At 67.2% G+C, this 25,755-nt stretch carries 15 protein-coding genes and 4 pseudogenes; 8 read left to right on the forward strand and 11 right to left on the reverse strand.

Annotation, left to right across the window (positions count from 1 at the left end):
• Position 1: 1 nt before the first annotated feature.
• Positions 2-736 (forward strand): DUF3159 domain-containing protein, encoded by a 735-nt coding sequence (locus ACGFW5_RS09085; protein WP_393833527.1) that lies wholly within the window; start codon positions 2-4, stop codon positions 734-736.
• A 263-nt stretch (positions 737-999) separates the two neighbouring features.
• Here the strand turns inward: ACGFW5_RS09085 and ACGFW5_RS09090 are convergent, their stop codons facing one another.
• On the reverse strand, positions 1,000-1,668 hold the full coding sequence (locus ACGFW5_RS09090; protein ID WP_393833528.1) for a potassium channel family protein: 669 nt from the start codon (positions 1,666-1,668) through the stop codon (positions 1,000-1,002).
• The gene (locus ACGFW5_RS09095) at positions 1,668-2,336 is read right to left on the reverse strand and encodes a TrkA family potassium uptake protein (RefSeq protein WP_350233129.1); all 669 of its coding nucleotides are present in this window, start codon (positions 2,334-2,336) and stop codon (positions 1,668-1,670) included. The genes ACGFW5_RS09090 and ACGFW5_RS09095 overlap by 1 nt, the downstream gene beginning before the upstream one ends.
• Positions 2,337-2,563: 227 nt before the next feature.
• Here ACGFW5_RS09095 and ACGFW5_RS09100 point away from each other — a divergent pair, with 227 nt between their 5' ends.
• On the forward strand, positions 2,564-4,609 hold the full coding sequence (locus tag ACGFW5_RS09100; RefSeq protein WP_393833529.1) for an APC family permease: 2,046 nt from the start codon (positions 2,564-2,566) through the stop codon (positions 4,607-4,609).
• Between the two features lie 344 nt (positions 4,610-4,953).
• A complete protein-coding gene (locus ACGFW5_RS09105; RefSeq protein WP_393833530.1) occupies positions 4,954-6,294 on the forward strand; it encodes a class I SAM-dependent RNA methyltransferase in 1,341 nt (446 codons plus the stop codon).
• Between the two features lie 505 nt (positions 6,295-6,799).
• On the opposite strand, the gene ACGFW5_RS09110 is transcribed toward ACGFW5_RS09105, so the two are convergent.
• Together ACGFW5_RS09110 and ACGFW5_RS09115 are read right to left on the reverse strand one after the other, a co-directional pair.
• Positions 6,800-7,616 (reverse strand): IS5 family transposase gene (locus tag ACGFW5_RS09110; RefSeq protein WP_393833531.1). Its coding sequence is split into 2 segments (ribosomal slippage): positions 6,800-6,836 and positions 6,835-7,616, totalling 819 coding nucleotides; the frame shifts between segments, so codons are not numbered across the junction.
• Between the two features lie 54 nt (positions 7,617-7,670).
• Positions 7,671-8,147, reverse strand: a pseudogene (locus ACGFW5_RS09115) (IS630 family transposase); the annotation flags it as partial.
• Positions 8,148-8,238: 91 nt separating this feature from the next.
• Between ACGFW5_RS09115 and ACGFW5_RS09120 the strand changes: the two are divergent.
• Genes ACGFW5_RS09120 through ACGFW5_RS09130 form a run of 3 tightly spaced genes read left to right on the forward strand, consistent with a single transcriptional unit; the run spans position 8,239 to position 13,324 of the window.
• Positions 8,239-8,622 carry a hypothetical protein gene (locus tag ACGFW5_RS09120; protein WP_393833532.1) on the forward strand — a complete coding sequence of 128 codons (384 nt, stop codon included), beginning with the start codon at positions 8,239-8,241 and terminating at the stop codon, positions 8,620-8,622.
• Positions 8,623-8,657: 35 nt separating this feature from the next.
• The gene (locus ACGFW5_RS09125) at positions 8,658-12,884 is read left to right on the forward strand and encodes an RHS repeat-associated core domain-containing protein (RefSeq protein ID WP_393833700.1); all 4,227 of its coding nucleotides are present in this window, start codon (positions 8,658-8,660) and stop codon (positions 12,882-12,884) included.
• Entirely contained in the window at positions 12,881-13,324 is a 444-nt protein-coding gene (locus ACGFW5_RS09130; RefSeq protein ID WP_393833533.1) for a hypothetical protein, read from the forward strand. The genes ACGFW5_RS09125 and ACGFW5_RS09130 overlap by 4 nt, the downstream gene beginning before the upstream one ends.
• A gap of 49 nt (positions 13,325-13,373) precedes the next feature.
• Here ACGFW5_RS09130 and ACGFW5_RS09135 read toward each other — a convergent pair.
• Positions 13,374-13,478, reverse strand: a pseudogene (locus ACGFW5_RS09135) (IS5/IS1182 family transposase); the annotation flags it as partial.
• 38 nt (positions 13,479-13,516) lie between these two features.
• Here ACGFW5_RS09135 and ACGFW5_RS09140 point away from each other — a divergent pair.
• Positions 13,517-14,325, forward strand: a protein-coding gene (locus tag ACGFW5_RS09140) for an IS5 family transposase (protein WP_393833534.1) whose coding sequence is annotated in 2 segments (ribosomal slippage) — positions 13,517-13,865 and positions 13,865-14,325 — 810 coding nt in all. Because the reading frame shifts where the segments join, the coding sequence is not laid out codon by codon here.
• Here ACGFW5_RS09140 and ACGFW5_RS09145 read toward each other — a convergent pair.
• The 6 genes and pseudogenes from ACGFW5_RS09145 to ACGFW5_RS09170 form a co-directional block, all read right to left on the reverse strand.
• Positions 14,315-14,722 carry a transposase family protein gene (locus tag ACGFW5_RS09145; protein ID WP_393833701.1) on the reverse strand — a complete coding sequence of 136 codons (408 nt, stop codon included), beginning with the start codon at positions 14,720-14,722 and terminating at the stop codon, positions 14,315-14,317. The genes ACGFW5_RS09140 and ACGFW5_RS09145 overlap by 11 nt on opposite strands.
• Positions 14,723-14,728: 6 nt before the next feature.
• Positions 14,729-14,899 (reverse strand): annotated as a pseudogene (locus ACGFW5_RS09150) (IS5/IS1182 family transposase); the annotation flags it as partial.
• Between the two features lie 228 nt (positions 14,900-15,127).
• Positions 15,128-15,511 carry a hypothetical protein gene (locus ACGFW5_RS09155; RefSeq protein ID WP_393833535.1) on the reverse strand — a complete coding sequence of 128 codons (384 nt, stop codon included), beginning with the start codon at positions 15,509-15,511 and terminating at the stop codon, positions 15,128-15,130.
• A gap of 96 nt (positions 15,512-15,607) precedes the next feature.
• Positions 15,608-20,060 (reverse strand): annotated as a pseudogene (locus ACGFW5_RS09160) (RICIN domain-containing protein).
• A 2,201-nt stretch (positions 20,061-22,261) separates the two neighbouring features.
• Positions 22,262-23,416, reverse strand: coding sequence for a fatty acid desaturase family protein (locus ACGFW5_RS09165; protein WP_393833536.1), 1,155 nt, complete (start codon positions 23,414-23,416; stop codon positions 22,262-22,264).
• Positions 23,417-23,423: 7 nt separating this feature from the next.
• Positions 23,424-24,482 (reverse strand): ferredoxin reductase, encoded by a 1,059-nt coding sequence (locus tag ACGFW5_RS09170; protein WP_393833537.1) that lies wholly within the window; start codon positions 24,480-24,482, stop codon positions 23,424-23,426.
• A gap of 86 nt (positions 24,483-24,568) precedes the next feature.
• Here ACGFW5_RS09170 and ACGFW5_RS09175 point away from each other — a divergent pair, with 86 nt between their 5' ends.
• The gene (locus tag ACGFW5_RS09175) at positions 24,569-25,708 is read left to right on the forward strand and encodes a helix-turn-helix domain-containing protein (RefSeq protein ID WP_393833538.1); all 1,140 of its coding nucleotides are present in this window, start codon (positions 24,569-24,571) and stop codon (positions 25,706-25,708) included.
• Positions 25,709-25,755: the final 47 nt, after the last annotated feature.

Raw genomic sequence — 25,755 nt, forward strand, 5'->3', positions numbered from 1 at the left:
GGTGACGTCAGTCGACAAGCCGACCACCGCCCCAGCCCCGCCCGCCGACGCGAAGGCCGTGACCGAAGCCGCCCTCTTCGAGGCGTTCGGCGGGGTGCGCGGCATGGTGGAGACGGTCCTTCCGGGACTGCTCTTCGTCACGATCTTCACGGTCAACAAGGACCTGCACACCTCGGCGATCGCCGCCCTCGCGGTGTCGCTGGCGCTGGTCGCGGTCCGCCTGGTCCGCAAGGACACCATGAAGCACGCCTTCAGCGGCGTCTTCGGCGTGGCCTTCGGTGTGGTCTTCGCCATGGTGACGGGCAACGCCAAGGACTTCTACCTGCCGGGCATGCTCTACACCCTGGGCCTGGCGCTGGCGTACATCGTCACGACCCTGTGCGGCGTGCCGCTGATCGGGCTCATCCTCGGCCCGGTCTTCAAGGAGAACCTGTCCTGGCGCACCCGCAACCCGGGCCGCAAGAAGGCGTACGCGAAGGCGAGTTGGGCCTGGGGGCTGATCCTGCTCGCCAAGTGCGCGATCCTCTTCCCGCTGTACTGGTGGGCCAACACCTCCCAGCTCGGCTGGGTCCTGATCGCCCTGAAGATCCCGCCGTTCCTGCTGGCCGTCTGGCTCACCTGGGTCTTCCTCGCGAAGGCCCCGGCGCCGATCGACGTCTTCGCCGAGATGGAGGCGGAGGAAGCGGCCGAGAAGGCCCGCAAGGCCGCGGCGTCGCACGGCGAGGCGGGGGCGTAACGCCGCATCCGGGGGCCGGGGCGCTCGCAGCTCGTGTGCCCGAAGCCCGTGTGCCCGAAGCTCGTGCGCCCGGGGCCGGCCCTGCGCTCGCGCACCGCATGGCGCCCGGGCCGGACCTCGCGCCCCGTACACGACACGGCGAAGGGGCCGCGACCATCACGGTCGCGGCCCCTTCGCTCGTACCGGCGGAGGATCAGCTCCGGCGGGTTCGCTCGTACCGGCGGAGGATCAGCTCCGGCGGGTTCGCTCGTACCGGCGGAGGATCAGCTCTCGCGGCGCACCGACAGCAGGTCCTCCAGCTGCTCCTCACGCGCCTGCGCGGCCACGAACAACAGCTCGTCGCCCGCCTCCAGGGTCTCCTCCTGGCTCGGCGTGAGCACCCGCGTGCCCCGGATGATCGTGACGAGCGAGGTGTCCTCGGGCCAGGCCACGTCCCCGACCTGCGTGCCCGCGATCGCCGACTCCGGCGGCAGCGTCAGCTCGACCAGGTTGGCGTCGCCGTGGCTGAAGCGCAGCAGGCGTACGAGATCGCCGACGCTCACCGCCTCCTCGACCAGGGCCGACATCAGACGCGGCGTCGAGACGGCCACGTCCACGCCCCACGACTCGTTGAACAGCCACTCGTTCTTCGGGTTGTTGACCCGGGCCACCACCCGCGGCACCCCGTACTCGGTCTTCGCGAGCAGCGAGACGACCAGGTTGACCTTGTCGTCGCCGGTGGCCGCGATCACCACGTTGCAGCGCTGCAAGGCCGCCTCGTCGAGCGAGGTGATCTCACAGGCGTCCGCGAGCAGCCATTCGGCCAGCGGCACCCGCTCCACCGAGATGGCCGTGGGCGCCTTGTCGACGAGGAGCACCTCGTGCCCGTTCTCCAGGAGCTCGCCCGCGATGGAACGGCCCACCGCGCCGGCCCCGGCAATCGCCACACGCATCAGTGACCGCCCTCCTCGGGGCCCTGGGCGAACGCCGCCTCGACCTTTTCGACCTCGTCGGTACGCATCATCACGTGCACCAGATCGCCCTCCTGGAGCACCGTCTGGGACGTCGGAAGCACCGCTTCGCCCAGCCGGGTGAGGAACGCGACCCGTACGCCGGTCTCCTCCTGCAACTTGCTGACCTTGTGCCCGATCCACGCCGCCGAGGTGTGCACCTCGGCCAGCTGCACACCACCGCTCGGGTCGCGCCACAGCGGCTCCGCGCCGGACGGCAGCAGCCGCCGCAGCATCTGGTCGGCGGTCCAGCTGACCGTGGCGACGGTCGGGATGCCCAGGCGCTGGTAGACCTCGGCGCGCCGCGGGTCGTAGATCCGGGCCGCCACGTTCTCGATGCCGAACATCTCACGCGCCACCCGGGCCGCGATGATGTTGGAGTTGTCGCCGCTGGAGACCGCCGCGAACGCGCCGGCCTCCTCGATGCCCGCCTCGCGCAGCGTGTCCTGGTCGAAGCCGACGCCGGTCACCCGACGCCCGCCGAAGCCCGAACCCAGCCGGCGGAAGGCCGTGGGGTCCTGATCGACCACGGCGACGGTGTGCCCCTGCTGTTCCAAGGCCTGCGCGAGAGCGGCTCCCACTCGCCCGCAGCCCATGATGACGATGTGCACGTCCCCTTACCCCGCACTCCTGGTCGCCCCGATGACCTGCGCAAACACCCTGCTCACTACTTCCTTCTCGGCTAGCCGGGCAACAGCGTGGCAACAGAAATCCACGTTGCCGCCTGATGAGCTTATGCGGCATGCCCGGGGATGCACTCACTCAGTGCCCGTATCGCGGACACGGCCCGGGGGAGGCGGGTGCGCCTTATTCAGACAGAGCGCTTACGATCCTCTGCGTGTCCAAACTGACCGACGTGCCCAAACGGATCCTGATCGGCCGGGCGCTGCGCAGCGACAAGCTGGGAGAAACGCTCCTCCCCAAGCGCATCGCACTTCCCGTCTTTGCCTCCGACCCGCTCTCGTCCGTTGCGTACGCGCCTGGAGAAGTACTCCTGGTGCTGTCCGTGGCGGGTGTGTCGGCGTACCACTTCAGCCCCTGGATCGCGGTCGCGGTCGTGGTGCTGATGTTCACCGTGGTCGCCTCCTACCGGCAGAACGTGCACGCCTATCCGAGCGGTGGCGGCGACTACGAGGTCGCCAACACCAACCTCGGGCCGAAGGCCGGGCTCACCGTCGCCTCCGCCCTGCTCGTCGACTACGTACTGACCGTGGCCGTCTCGATCGCCTCCGGCATCGAGAACCTGGGCTCCGCGATCCCGTTCATCGTCGAGCACAAGGTGATGTGCGCGGTCGCCGTCATCGTCCTGCTGACGCTCCTGAACCTGCGCGGCATGAAGGAATCGGGCAAGCTCTTCGCCATCCCGACGTACGTCTTCGTCGCCGGCGTCTTCATCATGATCGCCTGGGGCGCCTTCCGGGGTCTCGTCCTCGACCAGACGATGAAGGCACCGACGGCGGACTACACGATCAAGGCGGAACACCAGGGCCTCGCGGGCTTCGCGCTGGTCTTCCTGCTCCTGCGCGCCTTCTCCTCCGGCTGTGCCGCGCTCACCGGCGTCGAGGCCATCAGCAACGGCGTCCCCGCCTTCCGCAAGCCGAAGTCGAAGAACGCCGCCACCACGCTGGCCCTGATGGGCGGCCTGGCCGTCACCATGTTCTGCGGCATCATCGCGCTGGCCATGAGCACCCACGTACGGATGGCCGAGAAGCCGACCACGGACCTGCTGCACAACGGCACCCCGCTCGGCTCCGGATATGTCCAGAACCCGGTCATCTCGCAGGTCGCCGAGGCCGTTTTCGGCCACGGCAGCTTCCTGTTCGTCGTGCTCGCCGCGGCCACCGCGCTGGTCCTGTTCCTCGCCGCGAACACGGCGTACAACGGCTTCCCGCTGCTCGGCTCGATCCTCGCCCAGGACCGCTACCTGCCCCGCCAGCTGCACACCCGCGGCGACCGCCTCGCGTTCTCCAACGGCATCGTGCTGCTGGCAGGCGCCGCGGTCCTGCTCGTCGTGATCTACGGCGCGGACTCGACCCGCCTGATCCAGCTCTACATCGTCGGCGTGTTCGTGTCGTTCACGCTCAGCCAGACCGGCATGGTCCGTCACTGGAACCGCCACCTGGCCGCCGAGACCGACCCGGCCAAGCGCCGCCGCATGGTCCGCTCCCGCGCGATCAACGCGTTCGGCGCGTTCTTCACCGGCCTGGTCCTCGTGGTCGTCCTCGCGACGAAGTTCACCCACGGCGCCTGGGTCGCGCTGCTCGGCATGGTGATCTTCTACGGAACGATGACCGCGATCCGCAAGCACTACGACCGCGTCGCCGCCGAGATCGCCGCCCCCGACGAGCCCTCCGACGACAGCCTGCGGCCCTCCCGGGTGCACTCGATCGTCCTGGTCTCCAAGGTCCACCGGCCCACCCTGCGCGCCCTGGCCTACGCCAAGCTGATGCGCTCGGACCAGCTGGAGGCGCTGTCGATCTCGGTCGACCCGGCCGAGACGAAGGCCCTCAAGGAGGAGTGGGAGCGGCGCGGCATCAATGTGCCGCTGAAGATCCTCGACTCGCCCTACCGCGAGATCACCCGGCCGATCATCGAGTACGTACGGGGCCTGCGCCGCGAGAGCCCGCGCGACGCGATCAGCGTGTTCATCCCCGAGTACGTCGTCGGCCACTGGTACGAGCACCTGCTGCACAACCAGAGCGCGCTGCGGCTCAAGGGCCGCCTCCTGTTCACGCCCGGCGTCATGGTGACCTCCGTCCCCTACCAGCTGGAGTCCTCCGAGGCCGCCAAGAAGCGGGCCCGCAGGCGCGCGGACTGGAACGCCCCCGGCGCGGTGCGGCGCGGCCCGGTGACCCGGCCCAAGGAGCACAGCAACAAGGGCTGAGCGCCGGCCCCGGTACCGGGGCGGTGCGCTGCGGCGCGGCGTGGCGTGGCGTGCGGTGTGCCGTGGCACGCCGTGCGGTGCGCCGAGCCGCCCCGCGCCGCGCTGCGGGCCGAGCGGCGCGCCGCGCTGCGGGCCGAGCGGCGCACCGAGCTGTGCCGAGTCGCGCGGGTTGAGCCGTACGCGGTGAGCCGCGCCGAGCCGCGCGCCGAGCCGTGCCTGTGGCGGGCGGCCGGGCGACACCCACGTAGACTGGTGGGCTGTTCACCCGGCCGCCCGCCGTCTTCGCTTCTCCCCTCACCCCTGACCCCTCACCTCTCACCCCTCACCTCTGGAGTCACCCACCCATGCAGCAGAACGCATCCGAGCCGTCGCAGGCGTCGCTGGTCGGGGAGGAGTACGAGGTCGAGGTCGGCCCCGTCGCGCACGGCGGCCACTGCATCGCCCGCACTGCCGAGGGCCGCGTCCTGTTCGTGCGCCACACCCTGCCCGGCGAGAAGATCGTGGCCCGCGTGACGGAGGGCGAGGAGGACTCCCGCTTCCTGCGCGCCGACGCCGTACGGATCGTCGAGGCGTCCAAGGACCGCGTCGAGGCCCCCTGCCCCTACGCGGGCCCCGGCAAGTGCGGCGGCTGCGACTGGCAGCACGCCAAGCCGGGCGCCCAGCGCCGCCTCAAGGGCGAGGTCATCGCCGAACAGCTCCAGCGGCTCGCCGGCCTCACCCCGGAGGAGGCCGGCTGGGACGGCACGGTCATGCCGGCCGAGGGTGACAAGCTGCCCGCCGGACAGGTCCCCGCATGGCGTACGCGCGTCCAGTACGCCGTGGACGACGAGGGCCGCGCAGGCCTGCGCAAGCACCGCTCGCACGACGTGGAACCCATCGACCACTGCATGATCGCGGCGCCGGGCGTGACGGAACTGGGCATCGAGAAGCGGGAGTGGCCGCAGCTGGCGTCGGTCGAGGCGATCGCGTCATCGGGCTCGCACGACCGCCAGGTCGTCCTGACCCCGAACCCCGGCGGCCGACTCCCCCTGGTCGAGCTGGACAAGCCCGTCTCGGTCCTGCGGGTCGAGGAGAAGGACGGCGGAGTCCACCGCGTGCACGGCCGCGCCTTCGTCCGCGAGCGGGCCGACGGCCGCACCTACCGTGTCGGCATGGGCGGCTTCTGGCAGGTCCACCCGCAGGCCCCCGACACCCTGGTGAAGGCCGTCATGCAGGGCCTGATGCCGCGCAAGGGCGAGATGGCGCTCGACCTGTACTGCGGCGTCGGCCTGTTCGCCGGCGCGATCGCGGAGCGGGTCGGCGAGACGGGCGCGGTGCTCGGCATCGAGTCCTCCAAGCGCGCGGTGGAGGACGCCCGCCACAACCTGGCCGACATGCCGCGGGTCCGCATCGAACAGGGCAAGGTCGAGCAGGTCCTGCCCCGCACGAAGATCACCGAAGCGGACCTGATCGTCCTGGACCCGCCCCGCGCGGGCGCCGGCAAGCAGACGGTCAAGCAACTCGCAGCCCTGGGCGCCCGCCGCATCGCCTACGTCGCCTGCGACCCGGCCGCCCTGGCCCGCGACCTGGCGTACTTCGCAGAGGCGGGCTACAAGGCGCGGACGCTGCGGGCGTTCGACCTGTTCCCGATGACCCATCATGTGGAGTGCGTGGCGATTTTGGAGCCGGTCGCGAAGGGTGCCTGACCTGCGGTTTTGTCGATGTGCATTATGTGCGGTGTGGGCGTTACGGGCGATATCTTGACGCTGAAATGACGCTCGTGACGCTCATTTGACGCTCGTTCTGATGAGGCGTCAGGTGGTCTGCTGTGCAGGCCAGAAGGATTGCAAGGAGGCTGATTCCGGTTCGGGTTTACCGAATCTTTTGCCTGGCTGGAGCCGTCAGGCTCAGCGAGGCGAACGCGGAAGGGGTTGCTCTCAGTACGAGTTGGGGCCGTAAGGTGCCAATCGTGAAGGAAGGACCTCAGGTCGTCGGTGTTGGTGTTCGAGACGTCGGGCAAGCCGGGGTGGTGTGTTCAGTGGGTGCGGGCCCTTCAAGTGCATCTGGGCCCGGCTGGCATGTCTCGGCCCCGGTCTTGGCCGGCCCGGCTGGCAGAGCGTCCACCTGTGAGCGGACCGTGTTGCATGTCCCTCAACCAAGATCGAGAACAAGTTCAAAGAAGCGTGCGCTAAACACCCTTTAGACCGTGTCCTATGTGGTGAGGCGGACGTATCGCTTGTAGCAGCAGGGCTGCGGCGAGTCCGAGGAAGGCCAGGTAGTTGCGGGGATGGCGCTCGTAGCGAGGGCTGAGCCTGCGGTAGCCGGACAGCCACGACACCGTGCGTTCGATCACCCACCTCCGGCGCCCTAATCGCTCGCTCGATTCAATGCCTTTGCGGGCGATGCGCACTCCGATCCGCTTGCCGCGCAGCCATTTCCGCAGGTCGGCACGGTCGTAAGCTTTGTCGGCGTGGAGGCGCTGGGGCTTGAAGTACCGGCCGCGGTGGGGGTCGTGTCTCGTTTGGTGACCCTCGATCATGGGCTTCAGCCCTTCGCTGTCGTGGGGGTTGCCGGCCGAGACGCCGACGAGAAGCGGCAGTCCGTTCGCATCCGACAGGACGTGCATCTTGGAGCCCGGCTTGCCTCGGTCCACGGGGCTCGGACCTGTGTGTTCGTCCCCTTTTTTAGCCCTGTCGTGGGCGGTGTCGAGGACGACACGGGTGACATCGATGAGTCCGGCGTCGTCGAGGCGGTGCAGGACCGCTTCGTGCAGGCGGCCCCAGACGCCTGCTCTGGACCAGATCATGAACCGCCGGTGGGCGGTCGACTTCGAAATGCCGAAGCAGGGCGGCAGGTGGCGCCAGGCGCAGCCGCTGACCAGGACGTAGATGATGGCCGCGAACAGCGTCTCATCAGGCGTGTCCTGCGTTCCGCCACCCTGCGGCCGCACCCTCGAAGGTGGGATCAGCGGCTCCGCGATCTCCCACAGCCCGTCCGGAACAATCCAACTCCACACACCCCGCCCCATGAACAGACCAACGTCCGCCTCACCACATAGGACACGGTCTTAGTGAAATGGTCGATGCAGCTCGATCCGGTCGGGGTGATCGGCGAGCCGGGCGCGGACCTTGCGGGAGCGGTGGGCGGAGTGGCCGTCCAGGACAAGGTGGACCTTGTGCGTGAAGTGTCCGGCGAGGCGGTCCGGGAAGCGGCACATCATGTCGGCGTCGAAGGTCTCGGTGAAGACCATGAAGTGCATGCGGCCCTTGGTGCTGATCGCCGACGTAGCGTTGACGGAGAACCGGTTGCCTGTGCGGCGCACGATCGGGGTGCGTCCCTTCTCGCCCCAGGTTCGGCCGGTGACCTGGTCGGAGCGGATTCCGACCTGGTCGGCGAAGAGCGCCTCGCTCCCCTCGGTCTTCGCCTTGGCGCGGATCGCCAGCCACGTCTCTTCCTCCCACACCCGCACCGCCTCGGGACTCTTCTCGATGGCCCGCTTGTCCGGGCGCTGGAACGAGAGACCCCAGCGGCGCAGGTACTTGCCCACGCCCTGCTCGGTCGTTGCCGATGCATGGCATCGGCTTGACTCTCCCTTGGGGCCGGGTCTCTAGGGTTGCTGCCGCATACGTATGCGACGGGGGAGTGTTTGCATGGGCGAGGGCGGCGGGGGCGGCAAGGTCCCCGAGATGGTGCTGCAGATCAGGACCGCGGATATCAAGAGCGCCGCGCCGGTGTTCCAGGAGCAGGCCAAGAATTTGAGCAAGGCGTTGACCACGCTGATCGCGACGTTGGACGGTCTGGGTAAGCCCTGGGGTGAGGACAAGCAGGGCAAGGAGTTCGAGGACGTCTACGCGCCGGTGCAGAAGAAGATCGAGAGCGCGGCGGGCATCCTTGTCCTGGGTCTCACGAGCATCCATGAGGCGTTGGTCGACCTGTCCGACGGCCATGTCGACAACGACAAACTGATCGAGGGCATGTTCACCAAGGTGAAAGTTCCCCACCAGGACAGCGGCGACAGTGCGGGTGAACGTTGAGCGTCGAGGACACAGCCAAGCACATCCTTCTGAAGATGGGCCTGTGGTGGCCCGACGCCAACTCCGGGACACTGCGCACTGCGGCATCGGCTTGGCGGACGTTCGCCGACTCGGTCGATGACGTACGCGGTCCGACGAACTCGACGGCTCGCTCGCTCATCCACCACAACAAGGGCGAATCGATCGAGGCGTTCGACACGTTCTGGTCCCAGTACGCCAAGGACAAGGACGCCGGCTGGTTGGGCGATCTGGCTGTCTCGGCCCGGGCAATGGCCAAGTTTCTGGACAAGTTCGCCGACGCCATCGACGACGCGATCCACAAGCTCTGGGAACACATCGCCATCGACGCGGTCGTGATCGCCGCCGGCGTCACCGCCGCGTTCCTCACTGCCGGTCTCGCCTCCGGGGCGGCAGCGGCGGCCGCGGATGCCGTCATCGAGCTCGGCGCCACGCTTGGTGTCGCCGTCTCCGCCACGGTCGCCGAGATCGTCGCGGAGACCGTGGTCACGGCCGCGTTCGCCGGCGTCGAGAACGTGACCATCGACGCCGCGGTGGCCCAGCCCTTGAACATGGCGGCGGGTTTCCAGCACGGCTTCAACCTGGACGAGGTCAACCGGGCCGCCGAGGACGGCATGCTCTACGGTGGCGCGCTCGGCGCGGGCAGCGGCGTGCTGCGGGCCGGGGCGAGCCCCTCCATGGCGGATCAGCTGATGCGCGTGCCTTCGCTGCGCCCCGACCTGGTGGATCTTGGGCCGGCCGCCCGGAACAGCGATCGCATCCCCTGTGTGGGCGAGCCGATCGATGTGGCCACCGGTGCGATGCTGATGACGGCCACCGACCTCACCCTGCCCGCCTCCCTGCCGCTCATCTTCCAGCGCACTCACCTGTCCTCCTACCGCGGCGGCATCTGTTTCGGACCCACCTGGATATCCACGCTGGACGAATGCGTCCAGATCGACGGGGAGGGCGTGGTGTTCGCCGCCGCCGACGGCATGCGCCTGGTCTACCCCGTCCCCAAACCGGGCGTGCCCACCCTGCCGGTGACCGGCCCCCGCTGGCCTCTCGAATGGGACGGCAAACCGGACGGCGTCATGACAGTCACCGATCCGGACACCGGCATCACCCGCACCTTCACCACTCCCTTCCCGTCGGGATCGTTCGGCACCTTCCATCTCCCGGTAGACGCCTGGTCCGACCGCAACGGCATGCGCATCGACGTGGAGCGCACCACCGACGGCATCCCCATGGGCCTGCGCCACTCGGGCGGCTACTACGTCGCCGTCGACACCGACGGCCCCCGCATCACCGCCCTGCGCCTGCTCGACCAGGCGCCGAACGCCTACACCTCGAACGCGACCCGCGAGGGCGGCACCGTCGTGATGCGCTACGGCTACGATGAAGCGGGCAACCTCAGCGAAGTCATCAACTCCAGTGGCCGACCACTCACCTTCGCCTACGACGACGTCGGCCGCATGACCAAGTGGACCGACCGCAACGGCACCTGGTTCACCTACGTCTATGACGAGCGCGGCCGCGTCACCCGTACCGAGGGCATCGACGGCATTCTCTCGGGTTCGCTGACGTACGACGAGACGGCCCGCACCGCGACCTACACAGACTCCTTGGGCCGCCGCTCGACCCACCGCTGCAACGCCGAGGGAATGGTCGTCGAGGAAACCGGCCCGCTCGGTCACACCACCCGCACCGATTGGGACGATCGCGGCGACAAGCCGCTGACGATCACGGACCCACTGGGACGGACCACGCGGTACACCTATGACGAAGCCGGCGCCCTCATCGAACTCACCCTGCCCGACCGGTCCGTCGCGCGGGCCGCGTACAACGCCCTGGGACAGCCGGTCGAGGTCATCGACCCAGGCGGCGCGACCTGGCGTCACACCTACGACGCCGCAGGAAACCTGCTCACGACGACGGACCCGCTCGGCGCCGAAACGCGGTGCACCTACGACGAGTCCGGGCATCTGGTCGCCGTGACGGATGCCCTCGGCCACACCCGGACGGTCGTACCGAACGCCGCCGGACTCCCGCTGGCCGTGACCGACGAGCTGGGCCACACCACGGCTGTGCGCCGTGACGTCTGGGGCCGTGTCGTGCAGGCGACCGACCCGATGGGCCACGTCGTTCGCATGCGCTGGACGGTCGAGGGCAAGCCGGAGTGGCACGAGCACGCCGACGGCAGCCGGGAGTCGTGGACGTGGGACGGCGAAGGCAACCCCCTCACCCACACCGACGCGGCAGGCAACCTGACCAGCTACACAGCGGGTCCCTTCGACGTACCGGCCACCCGCACCGACCCCGACGGCAACACTTACGCCTTCGCCTACGACACCGAACTCCGCCTGACCGAAGTCACCAACCCGCAAGGTCTCAGCTGGGCGTACGCCTACGACGACGCGGGCAGGCTGGCCGCGGAAACAGACTTCAACGGCCGGACGCTGACCTATGCCCACGACGCCGCGGGCGGTCTGGTCGCGCGCACGAACGGTGCGGGCGAGACGCTGGCGTTCACCCGGGACGCGATGGGGCGCGTCACCGAGCAGCGGTCGGACACAGGCGAGGCGACCACGTATGAGTACGACGCGACGGGCGAGCTCGTCCGCGCGGTCAACGCGGACGCCGACGTAGTCACCCGGCGCGATGCGCTCGGTCGTGAACTTGCCGAAACTGTCAACGGCCGCACGACGGCCTTCGCATATGACCCGCTGGGACGGCGGATCCGCCGGGTCACCCCCTCGGGCCTAGTGTCCGAGTGGACCTACGACGCAGCCGGGCGACACACGCAACTGGCCACAGAGCACGGCCAATTGAGTTTCACATACGACGCATCGGGCCGCGAGACCGAACGCCGTATCGGCAGCGACGTGGCGCTCCGTCAGACCTGGGACACAACCGACCGGCTCACGGCCCAGACCCTGAAGTCGGGAGGGGCCGAAGCTGACCGCCTCCTCCAGCACCGTGCGTACACCTACCGTGCGGACGGCTACCTGAGCGAGATCCGCGAACTCACCTCCGGCACACGGAAGTTCGATCTGGACGTGATGGGGCGCGTCACGGGCGTCCGGGCCCATGGCTGGTCCGAGACGTATGCCTACGACGCGATGGGCAACCTGTCGCAGGCGACCGCGCCCGCCCACGAGTCCGTCGGAGACCGCGAGTTCGACGGTGCTCTCATATGCCGAGCCGGCCGCACGACGTACGAGCACGACGCCCAGGGCCGCCTGACCCGCAGGATCCGCAAGCTCCTCAACGGACAGCGGCACACCTGGACATACGTCTGGAACGTGGAGGACCGGCTGACAGAGGCCGTCACTCCCGACGGTGCGCGCTGGCGGTACGCCTACGACCCCCTCGGCCGCCGCATCTCGAAACACCGAGTCGCCGACGACGGATCGACCGCCGAGCGCGCGGAGTTCACCTGGGACGTGGCTCGGCTCGCCGAACAGAGCGCGCCCGACGGCGGGTGCACCACCTGGGACTACGAACCGGGCACCCACCGCCCCCTCACCCAGACAGACCACAAGCCAGTGGTCCGCGAGGAGGGGGTGTCCTTCCTCTCCCTGCTGGTCGAAGACCCGTCGGCGGACTACACGCCCCATTTCCACGGGGTCATCACCGATGCCGTCGGGACCCCGGCTGAACTGGTCTCACCCGAAGGCAAGCTGTCCTGGCAGCGCCGCACGAGTGTGTGGGGAACAAGGCTTCCTGCTCCTGCGAATGATGCCGAGACGGACTGCCCTTTGCGATTTCCGGGGCAGTACGCTGACTCGGAGACGGGACTGAGCTACAACCACTTTCGCTACTACGATCCCGAGATTTCCCGCTACGCAAGTCCTGATCCCCTCGGCTTGAAAGGCGGGCCGAACCCGTACTGGTACGGTCCCAACCCGCATGCGTGGATCGATCCGTATGGTTTGGCGCTCTGCCGCACACCCCCTCGATTGGAGGACGGAAACCCCAGACAGGGATGGCAGCATATCGATGAACGTCATATTGCGGGTAACAGCGCCTCAGGCCACGGTGATCTCCTACCGCCATCGACGACACGTGCGCAGGTCGAAGAAGCCGCACAAAAAATCATGGACGGAGGCACGCGAGTTTCCGACCCCAGTCGAACAATCCAGACATTCGAAAAGCGGATGATTGTGAATGGAATGAGAGCCCGTTTCAGACTCGCCGTAGATTCTTCTGACGGAAACAGGATCATCACATTCTTCCCTGTTGGAAGGAGCTTTACCCCTTGATCGATTTCAGGTTCTCCGTGCGGCCGGGGCAAGGCGCCCCCAGCGGGTTTGACCTGGGCGACCTGGTCTGTAAGGGCGATCTTGGGGAAGCCTCCAGTATCGGACATGTCCCGGATCAGGGCATGATGATCTACCTATCCGTGACGCAGCTGCTTGATGACCTCGGGGCTTTCCTTGTCGGTGCAGGAAAAACGCTGACCTTCACGGGAGTCGACACGTCCTTCGAGTTGGTGTTCCAGCAGGGGAAGAAGGAAATCTCCGTGGCGTGGAAGAACGGAGCGATTGCCAGGGCCAGCCGCAGCGATCTCGCGGAGTCCGTGGCCGAAGCCGCGTCGGAACTGGCGGATCGGGGGCTCGCGTTGCTTCCCTCGCAGGATGCGGTCAAGGTCGACTACCTTGCTGCACTGAACAATTTCCTAACGACGGCGGTCCGCTCATGATGGCCTCGTGTCAACGGGCATCTCGATGCCTACTGGCACTGAGCCTTTTTCATCCTGCCGTTGAGGCGTGGTGAAGGACGACGGTGGCCTTCACGATGTCGGTGATCGGGTTGGTACTGCAGCGCAGCTTCCGTAGCAGGCGCCAGCCCTTTAGAAGTCATCTCATTTGGTTGGCTCGGTATTCTGTGCGTCATGGTGGGGATTGTTGAGCGGTTGGTGCCGGACGAGTTGTGGGAGTTGTTCCAGCGGGTGGTGCCTGAGGCGCCGTCGCGGCCGCAGGGTGGTGGTCGGCGTCGGCACGGCGACCGGGAGGTGCTGGCCGCGATCGTGTTCGTGGCCACGTCGGGTTGTACCTGGCAGCAGCTTCCTTCCGCGTCGTTTGGACCGTCCGGTGCGACGGCGCACCGGCGGTTCTCCGAGTGGTCGAAGGCCCGTGTGTGGGCCAAGCTCCACCGCTTGGTCCTCGACGAGCTCGGTGCCCGAGGTGAGCTGGACTGGTCTCGTTGCGCGATCGACTCGGTGAACATGCGGGCCCTGAAAAGGGGGATCTGACGGGTCCGAATCCTGTCGACCGGGGCAAGTACGGGTCGAAGATCCACCTGGTCACGGAACAGTCCGGTCTGCCCATCTCCGTCGGTATCTCCGGGGCCAACCTGCACGACAGCCAGGCTTTGATCCCCCTGGTGAAGGGCATTCCGCCGATCCGCTCGCGCCGCGGCCCGCGGCGGCGCAAGCCCGGCAAGCTCCACGCCGACAAAGGCTACGACTACGCCCACCTGCGGGGATGGTTACGCAAGCAAGGCATCACCCATCGCATCGCCCGCAAGGGAGTTGAATCCTCGCAACGACTGGGCCGTCACCGCTGGACCGTGGAGCGCACGATGGCCTGGCTCGCCGGCTGCCGCCGCCTCCACCGCCGCTACGAACGCAAAGCCGACCACTTCCTCGCCTTCGCCAGCATCGCCTGCACCCTCATCTGCTACCGCCGACTCACCAAATGAGATGATCTCTTAGGACGGCCATGGCCTGCTCGACGAGGCAGCGGATCTTCGCGTGCGTGGAGTTGTGGCGCCGCTTCCACTGCTTGACTGCGTCCCCGGAACGGGACGCGGACGTGGCGGCCGGCACCCTGGTATGCCTTGTCCGCCCAGCATCTGAGGCCCGCCTCTGCGAGTGCGTCGATGATGTGGTGGGTGCGGGGGCCGCCAGGTCGTGAGTCGCTCCGGGCGGGGCGGGCGAGGCCCACAGCGGTTGGCCAAAGGGGTCGGTCAGGACCTGGACGTTCATGCCGTGGCGTTTGTGTTTCCCCGAGTAGTACGGGGTGTCGGCGGCGATCCGGTCGATGGGCAGCAGGGTTCCGTCCAGGAGGACGAACGCTTTCGTGCGGGCCGTGACCATCGCCTCCTGGGCGTAGGTGTCACCGCACCGCAGGTGTGCCAGGGCGAGCAGGGCCTGCCGGCCCGCAGTCAGTCGTTTCCACCGCGTACCGATTTTCCGCCTCCGCGAGGCGAGTTGCCCAGTCAGGAAACGCAGGGTCCGGCTGGACAGGTCGATCGACGAAGGGTAGACAAGCACTCGAAGCTCCTGGCGCAGACGGTTGATCTTGGTCGACAACCCGTCCACCAGGAGCTTCATCGTTGTGCAGGCACGTCCAACTCGCGGTCACCGGCGCCAACTTGGAAAAGACTCAGTCATCCCGAGATCGAGTCTTAGGCTATGGCGGCCGTCCGTGGGAGCAGCTGGCCCAGAGGTTTTGAATAGTCAGACGCAGCCTTGTGACGTGTCGGTGGCCAAGGCGAAACGTCATGCCCCGTCGAGAGCCCTCTGGATGCCTGCACCGCTCATGTTGATAACGATGGCCAACTCCCTTAGGCCGTCGGGAAGGTTCGCACGCTGCTCTTCAGCACCCAGCAACATGCCGTCCGGCAGGGCGATGGCCGCTCCGAGGCGGCTCGCCAGTTCAGCCACGATGTCCAGGACCTCGCCGGGGGGAAAGCGGTGGACGCTGATGCCGTCTGCGCTCACGTTTACTTCCGCCTCTCCGTCGTCAGCGGCCCGGATCAATAGCTCCGTGTCACTCTGGCCCGTATTCACCACATGAGGATCCAGCACTTCGTGGACCACTCGCTCGTCAAGTGTTGCTGCCTCGCCGTTTACAAACCGATGCAGGGAAAGTCCGTATCCCATAAAGCCGTTCTCCTTTTCCTGTGTTCCAGCCGAGGATGGTGTGCGCGACCATCGTGTGGGCGGTTGCGCACACCATCCCGGTATAAGACTCTCGCCTTACGGCGTATGCACGACGGTGATGCTCGTAATCCCCTCGTCCTTCAGCATTGCCTTAAAGGCGACAACTGCGTCTGCCTCGGAACAGTGCCAGACGATGGGAATTCCGTGCCGCTGGAATGCCTTGTTCTGCCTCCGTGCTTCTTCTGCTGCCCTCTGGAACCACTTCGCGAATTTTCCAGTTTTGGCGTCGATGAACCCGAGGTATCCGTTTTTCGCGTCAAGCAGCTTTCCGTTCCGGAACCCGTCGAATTTCACCCATCCCGCTGGCGTGTCTGCGGTAAGTCTGTAGACCATGCCCGCAGGAGCCCCAGTTACCCGCATCTGGTAGGCCAGGTCGGCTGGCTTCATGCTCTCGTTTTCGGCCTTCCACTCGCCGGGTCCGGTCAGGTCTGCCCAGCAGCCGCTGGCGGCTAGCACCGTAAGGGAAGCCTTGGTCGCGAGCGAGGGCTTCTTCAGGCAGGCAGTGGCGAAGTCCTCCGAGGCGTCAGCAAGTTTCTCGAGCTTGGCCAGGGCTGCAGGGTCGATGTTATCGAGGGACTTCAGGGCGGTGAAAGCGTCCCGGACTCCGACTCCGGTCGTCATCGCAGCATCCAGAGCCCGGATACCTTCGATGACCTTCTCGAACGCCTTGCCAGGGATGAAGTTGCTCAGTGCCCATGCACAGCCGCTGACGCTGCCGTGCCAGCAGTCGACGAAGTCCTGGACCAGGACCGCCTTGATGACCTTGTAGGCGAGGGTCTGCTGGATGAGTTCCAACTTGGAGAAGTAGTGGGTGACATCCTTCTGCAGGCCGGAGACGCGCTGGCTCTTGACGAGCAGGGTGTACTCGGACGGACAGCCGCTGGCAGTGTTCGGAACGTCCGGATCGGTACACATGAAGAAGTCGACCACTGCACTGAACGTGGCTGTGAACGTGGTGGTGCAGCCTTCGAAGCCGATGTCTATGACGCAGGGGTCGTGCTGTTTGGAGTCGGTGATCTCGATGCTGTCTTCATCGACAACCCACCAGGTGCCGCCGACCCCGGTGCCTGCCCCGGTCGACACTTGCTGATTGCTCTTCTCCTTCTCTGCTTTGTCCGCGGCTGTCTGCGCGTCCTGAGCGAGTTTGTCGGCGTCTTTGGCGGCTTGTTCGGCTTCGGTTGCCGCGGTGTTGGCGCGGTCTGCTGCGGCGCGGGCGTCCTTTGCGTCCTGTGTGGCCTGCTCTGCTGCCGCGTGTGCGGCGGTGGCATCGAGGGCTGCCTGGTCGGCTGCGGCGCGGGCGTCCTTGGCATAGCTCTCTGCTATGCCGGCTGCGGTGTTGGCGGCGGCGGCGTCCTCGGTGGCCTGGCGGTCGTACTCGATGGCTCGGGACAGTGAATCGGCTGCCTTGGATGCGGCATCAGCGGCGTCGGACGCGTAGCCGAGTGCTTTCGGTGGCGTAGCCGCGGGCGTCGGATGCGTAGCGGGCCGCGTTGGCCGCGTGCTGGTATGCCTCCTTGGTGTCCGCCTGGGCCTGTTCCGCGAGTGCTTGGGCGGTGGCCGCTTCTTCCTGTGCGTTCTTGGCGTGGGCGTCGGCGACGGCTTTCTGCTGTTCGGCGATGGTCTTCGAGCCCTGCCCGGCCAGGACGACCAGGCCGGCGGCCGAATCGGTCGTGATGTACGGCGAGCCAAGTTCGATCGCGTCGTTGGCCGGCTTCGCTACCTGGACTGCGGCGTTGCCGGCGTCCTCGGCCGCTTGTGCGGTGATGTGTGCGTAACCGGCCGACTTAGCCGCTGCCTCGAAGGCTTTGGGGACTTCCTTGCTCGCCGCGTCGGCCTCGGTCTTGGCGGTCTTCGCCTTCTCTTCTGCTTCATCGGCGAGCTTGACCGCGATGTTGGCTTCAGAGGCGGCGTGCTGGGATGCTGCGATCGCGTCGGCTTCGGCACTGGTTGCTGTGGAGACTGCGGCGTCCGCCTTTACCTTCGCGGCCTGGGCTCCGTCGGCGTCGGAGCGGGCCCGCTTGGCGGCCGCCTCAGCCCGGGTGGCCGCGGCGTCCGCTTCCGCGGCGGCAGTGGAGGCGGCGTCGGCCTCAGCGTGAGCTCGGCCTGCGGCAGCTTCCGCGTCATCCGCGTGCTTGGCGGCTTCATCGGCTGCGGCCCTGGATGTCTTGGCCTGATCATCCGACTCGTGGGCCTGGGCGTACGCCTCCTTCGCATCGGCCTTGGCGCGGGAGGCATCGGCCTTCTGCTGGGCGTCCCATGCGTCGTCCCGTTTGGCTTTGGCGTTGTCGCGTGCTGTGACCGCGGCGTTTTTCTTGTCGACTGCGGTTGCTTCGGAGGCTTCAGCCTTGTCCTTGGCGGTCTTGGCGTTGCCTGCTTCGGTCTGGGCGTTCTGCCTGTGTTGGGCGGCCTCGGCCTGCTTGGCGAGGGCATTTTCCTTCTCCGCCTTCGCCGTTGCCGATTCGGCCTCCGCTGCCAGGCGCTTGGCATGTGCGTCGGCGGCGGCCGACTTTGCGTTGGCCTCGGCCTTCAGAGTGTCGGCGAGCTTGGCCTGCGCCGTCTCCTTGTCCGTCTTGGCGTTGTCGCGGTGGATCTTCGCGGCATCCGCTGCGGCCTTGGCCTGCAACTCGGCCGTCTCCGCGGCCTTCTTGCGGAATTCCGTCTGTACTTGAGCGGCCTGGGCGAGAGCGCGCTGGGTGATGGCCTGGCTGTCCGCAGCGGAGGCGCGGGTTGCGGCCTCAGCGGTTTCTGCTGCCGCCACCATTGCCTGGAGGGCTGCGACGGTTCCCTTGGTGACCTGGTCCTTCTGCTGGCCTACCAGCAGCCCGCGGCCCCGGGGCGCGCCGGCCGCGTCCGCGACCGTGTAGGCGGCCTGCTCGGCGGAATCCGAGGCGGCGGCTGCCGTCTGCACGGCGGCGAGCTGGCCCTTGAGGGCGGCCAGCTCCTGCTTAGCCGTGGTCTGTGCTCCAGTGAGGAGGCCCTTGGCCTTGTCGAACTGGGCTTGGTTCGGCTGGTCACTGTTGTTGTGACCGGTGGGCTTGACGTCGAACTGCTGGGACGCGGTGCCATTGCACCGCCACAGCCACGAGTCCTTGCCATTGTCGAAGGTGTTCAGATCCAGACACTTACCGGAGCCCACGTTGGTGAGCGCCGTGGTGGCACGCAGGTTGAAGTCCCACTGCTGGGCGGGCGAGCCGTTGCAGTCATAGACCTGAATCGCCGTGCGATCGTCTGACTTTCCGCCTGCCACGTCGAGGCACTTGGAGAGGAGATTGATGCCGGGACCGCTGGAGTTGCGGAGCTGAAAGTGCGAGCCGTCAGCCTGTATCTGCCAGTCCTGAGCGGCCCCACCGTTACACGTCCACAACTGGACCGAAGTGCCGTTGGCTCTGCTGCCGCCCTCGACGTCCAGGCACTTACCGTTGGCCGCGTGCACTTGGATAACCGCAGGAGCGTCACCGATCCACCCGGCGCCTCCGGGAGCCCAGTAATCCTGCCATCGCGTGACATTGTCAGCGATCCAAGACTGACCGAGGATCCTGGCCAGGCTGAACGAGCCCTCCTGGAGAGCCTTGGTGGCGTCCGTGCTGGCATTGAGGATCTGGGTGCGCTGTGTTGCCTGGTCGGTGATTTCCTGTTGCCACTCGGCATGCGCCTGAGCCACTTCCTTGCCCAGCACCCGATTCGGGTCGATCGGGTCATGCCAGTTGCAGGAGGCGAACCGGGCCTTCAAGTCCTCGACCGCGATGCGGAACTCGGCAGTCCCCGGCGCCGGCGCGGTACGGGGGAAGCCCCCGGAGGACAGGAAGATACGGGCGTCGTCGGCGAACAGCCGGGGAATGAAGTAATTGTTGGGTTCGACCTTCCCGGAGTTCTTTTTCCACAGCGCCCACGCCTGCTGTTCCTGCGGCGTGCCGCCCGAGACGTACTGCTGGTCGCCGATCGTCAGCGCGGCGGCCTTCGTCCTGTCATCCGCGGTGGGTGAGGAGTCCTCCCACGGGGACCACACCTCCACCGAGTTCGAATACGCCTGATACAGCCAGGGGCGCAGCCCGGTTCGGTCGAAAATGCTGCCTACACCCGACGAAACGCCGGGAAAATAGGCCAGGTTGTGAACGGAGTTGGGCCACGCGTTCTCTTCGTCACTGACCTTCTTGAGCCACTGATCGCTGCTGCCTCTGTCAGCGTTCCACGCCTGGACTAATGGGGTCTTGTCGTCCATGATGTCCCGCCGCAGCTTCTGGTGAAGCTGGTCGGGCGGCGAGCCGAGTGCTCCCAGCGCCAGGGCGAACGTGCTGCTGCCGCCCTTACGCAGGGCAAGCCCCGCCACGCACTGATCCTCACGGAGTTGCTCAGCCGCACTGGTGTCGTAGCCGTCGTAGGAATCGGCGACCAGGCGGACATCATCCCGGCCAAGGTCGAGCGTCCCCGGCTGGATTGCCAACCCGGCAGCAACAGCCAGGGCGGTAACGGTGGTTATGACCGAAGTCATGACCGGCGGTCTTCGCGGTCCTGTCGTTCGGGACCATGGACTCAAACGCACAGAGCATCCTTGATTCGTCGTTCACGGAACGACGACCGGGAGCCGGTCAAGAGCAGGTACAAGCCGCAATCGACCACCACAAGACGCTGGTCACGCGGAAGCGTCCCCATGCATGCCGCCACGACGCACGACAACAGGCCCCCTACGTGACGCGCCCCCCGGCCGCCATGAGTTGCGCGCACGTCAGTTCGTGAAGATTTCGTGCACGCGAGCGCCAACACTAGGCAAAGGGACTGGCATCGGCGCAGTCAATATGCCAAAAACCGCGCCCCTGGCCACCCGGGCCCGGGGGGTTTCGGAACGAAGCAGGTCATGCACACGCCAGGCCAAACCTGTGATGTGGCTGTGAAGTGGAAGGAGATGTCCGGAGTCCTTATGCGCTGGGACTAGCCCGTGAAGTGGCGTGATCTCGCCGCCTACGAAGGACGGCTGATGGCCGGACAGCCTCCCTGGCCTCAAGTCGCACGGCACCGAGGGCGATGCCGGCGTGGAGTGCGGGGATGAGCACTCTGAACTGCGGACGGTTGGGTGCGGCGCCGTCGAAGGGACCAACGTATTCATGCATGGGCAGGTTTCGGCTCGCCGCCCGACCGTTCAGGGTCGGTGGGTGATGCACACGCCTGGCGTCGATCACGCCCGTGCCCGACCGCTCAGCGGCTTCGCGCATCGCAAGACGTGTTCGCCTATGCCCAGGCCGAAGGTGTCGAACTGGGGCTGGATGTCGCTGAGATCCGGGCCGGCTGCCGGGCAGTGAGCCACCGGGGCGGCAGATGTTCGCGTCCGGCAAGGAGAAGCAGCCCGGCGTTTCCAGCGGTCTGTTCGCCACAGGTGGTCCGGTCGCGCGCAGATCAGGTCACTGAGACGTGACGGACAGGGGGAGCTGGGCCGTGACGCTCATTTGACGCTCGCGGCGACTTCATGCAGAGAGGTAACCTGCAAAGACGGCTTTGACCTGGGCTTTTTCTCGGCCCATCTAGGCCGACACCTTTCCGATGACGCATCATGTTGAGTGCGTCGCGATCCTTGAGCCGGTGGCAAAGACCGCCTGACCTGCAGTTTCGCCGATGTGCATGATGTGCGGTGCGGGCGTTGTCTTGACGCATGTTCGACGCACGTGACGCACGTTTGACGCATGAACTGATGTGGCGTCACGGATCTGCCAGATTTGCTGACGGCCTGCCAGGTTTGGTCTGAGGGTGTCTGGCTTCGCCGCTCGACGCGATAGGCGTGGGCGTATGCGGCGTGGGCTTTGTGGTCGGGTAGGTCGGTCCATTCGCTGCCGCGGTGCGGGGTGCCGCCCCGGAGGATGAGACGCAGCCTGGTGGCGGGGGTGGAGTCGAAGCGGGGGATGCGCATCCATGTGTGCTTCTCGGCGTCGGTGCGTTCCTTGTCGGTGGGGATGTGTTTGCTGCGGCCGTGTTCCTGCAGGACGAGGGCGTCGATGGCTTCGTCCTGGGCAGTGATGGTGAAGTGCGGTGCTGGGCAAGGAGGTCGCCACCGGAAAGACCGACTCCAGCGGCCAGATTGTCTTCAAGGACATCACGGCAGGCGTCTACCGCCTCAAGGAGACCAGCAGCGGCAGCCCGATGCACAACACCGTCGCCGACCAGGACGTAATCGTCACCGAGCTCACGGCCAAGCCGACGCGCCCGTCACGATCACCCTCGCCGACACCAAAAAGGAACAGCCGCCGAGCCCGAAGCCGACCCCGCCGACCCCCACACCGCCGGCCCCGGACACCAGCACGCCACCCAAGCCGACGCAGCACACCTCCATCACCCCCGTCGCCCTCGGCCTCGTCCCGGATGAAAGCGTGCCGAGCCCCCCCCGGCGCCTGCAGGCGCGCGCACCAGGAGGTTCGGCAGTGGAAGAGGTGGTTTGAGGTCACGCATCCGCGATCCGCGCAACCGCCGCCCACATCCCCCGGTAGCGGTGCGGACACAGAGGTCGGCGCAGAAAGGGGGCCGGCAAATGGTGCAGCAGTTCTTTCGGGGCCCGGGTGCCAGGAGTACGGCACCCGGGCCCCTCCACGCGTGCCGCAGACAGTGCCATGACAGCAGACGAGCAGACGAGCAGATGAGCAGACGAGCAGACGACTTTCCTTCACCGTCTCGTAACGCGGATGGGCGCAAGAGCCGAACGGGGACGAATTAGCGCTCTGCTATCTGAACCGCCCCGGTTTGGAACGAGGTGGCGACGAGCCTTCGCTCGGGGTCTGGCATCTTGACCTTGGACTTCTTGTTCGGCAGCGAGAGCCGGAAGACCTTGTGCCACGCGGAGAACACCTGCTTGGGCAGCGGCCCGGTGACGTAATCCAGCTCGTACTTCTCGAACAGGGCGCGCACTTTCACCGCGACCTCGGCGTACCGGTTGCTCGGCAGGTCCGGGAACAGGTGGTGCTCGATCTGGTGTGACAGGTTGCCGGTCATGAAGTGCATGGCCTTGCTGCCGCTGATGTTCGCCGAACCCATCATCTGGCGCAGGTACCACTGGCCGCGCGTCTCGCGCTCGATCGACCGGCGCTCGAAGACCTGCACGCCCTCGGGGAAGTGCCCGCACATGATCACCGAGTGGGACCAGAGGTTGCGGACCAGGTTCGCGGTGAACGTGGCGGCGAGCGTGCTGAGGAACGACGGGCCCGACAACAGCGGGTGGACCACGTAGTCCTTGAGTACCTGCTTGCGGATCTTGCGGCCGACGGCCTTGGCCCGCGCACGGAACTCCGGGTCCTTGCGGCGGCGCTTGTCCAGGTTGTTGCCGAGCTCCAGGTCGTAGGCGGCGATGCCGTACTCGAAGAAGCAGGCGTTGAGGAAGTTCCACAGCGGCTGGCCGAGGTGGAGCGGGTGCCACTTCTGGTCCTCGTCGACGCGCATGATGCCGTAACCGAGGTCGTTGTCCTTGCCGATCACGTTGGTGTACGTGTGGTGCAGCTCGTTGTGCGAGTGCTTCCACTGCTCGGCCGGCGAGACGTGATCCCAGTCCCAGGTAGTGGAGTGGATCTTCGGGTCCCGCATCCAGTCCCACTGGCCGTGCAGGACGTTGTGGCCGATCTCCATGTTCTCAAGGATCTTCGCCACGGACAGACCGGCGGTGCCGATCAGCCACGCGGGCGGGAAGACCGAGAACAACAGCACGCCCCTGCTGGCCAGTTCGAGCTTGCGCTGGGCAGAGATGACCTTGCGGATGTAGGCGGCGTCCTTCTCGCCGCGGACGGCGATCACCCCGTCGCGGATCGCGTCCAGCTCTCGGCCAAGCTCCTCGATCTGCTCGCCGCTCAGGTGGGCGGTGGGGTCTATGGCGGTCAAGGTTCTCCTACCGTTCGATGTCGCAGGGGCCCGCCGCGGCGGACACGCAGGTCTGGATGAGGACGCCCGGCTCTGCCTCGGTGATCTCGCCGGTGCGCAGGTCGCGGACGGCCCCCGCCTTGAGCGGTGTGACGCAGCCGTAGCAGATGCCCATGCGGCACCCGGACGGCATGAGCACGCCGGCCTCCTCGCCGACGTCCAGCAACGGCGTGGTGCCGTCCGCGTCGACGGTCTTGCCGGTGGTGCGGAACGTGACCTCGCCGCCGCCGTCCCCACAGACGACGACGCTGGGGCGGAAGCGTTCGGTGTGCAGGCGCTCTCGGACGCCGTGCTCCCTCCAGTGCGCCTCGGCGGCGTCGAGCAGGCCCGCGGGTCCGCAAGCCCAGGTCTCCCGCTCGGCCCAGTCGGGCACGAGCTCGTCGAGGCGGGCGATGTCGAGCATGCCGTCCGTGTCGGTGTGCAGCTCGGTGAGGCGCAGCTTCTTGTCCGCGACCAGGTCGTGCAGATCGTTGCGGAAGATCACGTCTTGTGGCCGCGGTGCGGAGTGGACCATGACGACGTCGTCGAACTCGGTGTCGCGCAACATGCCCATCACCGGCGTGATGCCGCTGCCGGCCGTCAGATAGAGCACCTTGGCGGGTTGGGCCTCCGACAGCACGAAGTCACCGGTCGCCTGGTCGAGCTGGATCAGCGTGCCCGGTTTCGCCTCACGGACCAGGTGGGTGCTGACCTTGCCGCCCGGGATCGCCTTCACCGTGATCGTGACGCGGCCGTCCTGGCGGCCCGTCGGCGAGGTGAGCGAGTAGGCACGCCACAGGCGTACCCCTTCGACGTCGACCCCCACGCGCACGTACTGACCGGCCGTGTGGCCGCGCCACCCCCGCCCCGGTCTGATCACGAGGGTCGCGGCGTCACCCGTCTCGGGGTGCACGGCCTCGATGCGCCCACGCAGTTCAGCGCCCGTACGCAGCGGGCTGACCAGGTCGAGGTAGTCCGACGGCAACAGCGGCGTCGTGACCATTTCCAGCAGTTTCCACGCCCTGCCGCGGAGGGCCGCACTCGTCATGACTCCACCTTGATGCGCCTCAGGGCGTAAAGTCCTGTCCGCAGAACGTGAATCTGTTCGGCCGAATTGTTCGCAGGGAACAAAAGATGAACCATGCCATCCGAAGAGCCAGCGGACTGACCCTTGACGAGACGACGGTCAGCGCACTGCGGGCCGCGCTGAAGACCACCGCCGACGAGGTCGTCCAGGCGATCATCGACGAGGTGCCTTCCTACGCCAACGCCCTTTCGGGCCGTATGGGCGGCATCATCCGGCGCGCCGTACGCACCGCCCTGGGGCACTATCTGGACCTCGCGAGCGGCAGCGCCACGGGCGGCGACGCCGGTGACGCAGCCTACGAGCTGGGCCGCGGCGAGGTCCGCGAGGGCCGTTCGATGGACGCCCTGCTCAGCGCCTACCGCGTCGGCGCCCGCGTGGCCTGGCGATGCCTGGCCACAGGTGCTGTGCCCGCGGGGCTGCCCGCCGCCGAGGTCGCCAAGTTCGCCGAGCTGACCTTCGCCTACATCGACGAGCTCTCCGCCGCGAGCGCCGCGGGCCACGCCGACGAACTGGCCGCCCAGGGCCGGGCTCATGAGCGTCACCTGGAACATCTGGCCCGCGATCTCCTCGCCGACGCGAGCCCGGACGTGCTGCGGGCCTCTGTGCAACGGGCCGGGTGGCAGCCTCCGGTGACGCTGACCGCGGTGCTGCTGCCCGCCGCCCAGGCTCGGCCCGCCTACCGAGCGCTCAACCCCAACACGCTCGTCCTCGACGATCTGCCGGACGCCTGGGGCGTACTGCTGGTCCCCGATGCCGACCGGGCACATCTCCTGAGACAGCTGAACCAGCGCGCCGCCGTGGTCGGCCCGGCCCGGCCATGGGCTCGTGCATCCGCCTCGTACGCACGAGCCGTACGCGCGCGCTCCCTCTCCTGTGACATCCGCGACACGGAGGACCACCTGCCCGAGCTGGTACTGAGCGCCGACGCGGACGCGTTCGCAGACCTGCGTGCCCGAGCCCTCGCACCCTTGCGGACCCTGCCTCCCGCGACCGCGCGGCGGCTGGAGGAGACGTTGCGGGCGTGGCTGCTGCACCAGGGCAGGCGGGACGAGGTGGCAACGGCATTGTTCGTCCATCCCCAGACGGTTCGGTACCGGATGTCACAGCTGCGAGAGCTGTTTCCGGATCTCGCATCGCCGCACCGCGTCCTTGAGTTGACGCTTGCGCTCGGTCTCCGAGTCAGCTGACGCATGCCGCGACCTCCACGACCATGTCCGGCGCGGCGACGGAGTCC

The sequence above is a fragment of the Streptomyces sp. NPDC048416 genome (assembly GCF_043200435.1).
Classification (GTDB): Bacteria; Actinomycetota; Actinomycetes; order Streptomycetales; family Streptomycetaceae; genus Streptomyces.

Excerpts from the sequence above, each read along its gene's own strand:
- ACGFW5_RS09175 (WP_393833538.1), top strand. The coding sequence starts at position 24,569 with ATGAACCATGCCATCCGAAGAGCCAGCGGACTGACCCTTGACGAGACG.
- ACGFW5_RS09125 (WP_393833700.1), top strand. The coding sequence starts at position 8,658 with ATGGGCCTGTGGTGGCCCGACGCCAACTCCGGGACACTGCGCACTGCG.
- ACGFW5_RS09105 (WP_393833530.1), top strand. The coding sequence starts at position 4,954 with ATGCAGCAGAACGCATCCGAGCCGTCGCAGGCGTCGCTGGTCGGGGAG.
- ACGFW5_RS09120 (WP_393833532.1), top strand. The coding sequence starts at position 8,239 with ATGGGCGAGGGCGGCGGGGGCGGCAAGGTCCCCGAGATGGTGCTGCAG.
- ACGFW5_RS09155 (WP_393833535.1), bottom strand. The coding sequence starts at position 15,511 with ATGGGATACGGACTTTCCCTGCATCGGTTTGTAAACGGCGAGGCAGCA.
- ACGFW5_RS09090 (WP_393833528.1), bottom strand. The coding sequence starts at position 1,668 with ATGCGTGTGGCGATTGCCGGGGCCGGCGCGGTGGGCCGTTCCATCGCG.
- ACGFW5_RS09145 (WP_393833701.1), bottom strand. The coding sequence starts at position 14,722 with ATGGTCACGGCCCGCACGAAAGCGTTCGTCCTCCTGGACGGAACCCTG.
- ACGFW5_RS09170 (WP_393833537.1), bottom strand. The coding sequence starts at position 24,482 with ATGACGAGTGCGGCCCTCCGCGGCAGGGCGTGGAAACTGCTGGAAATG.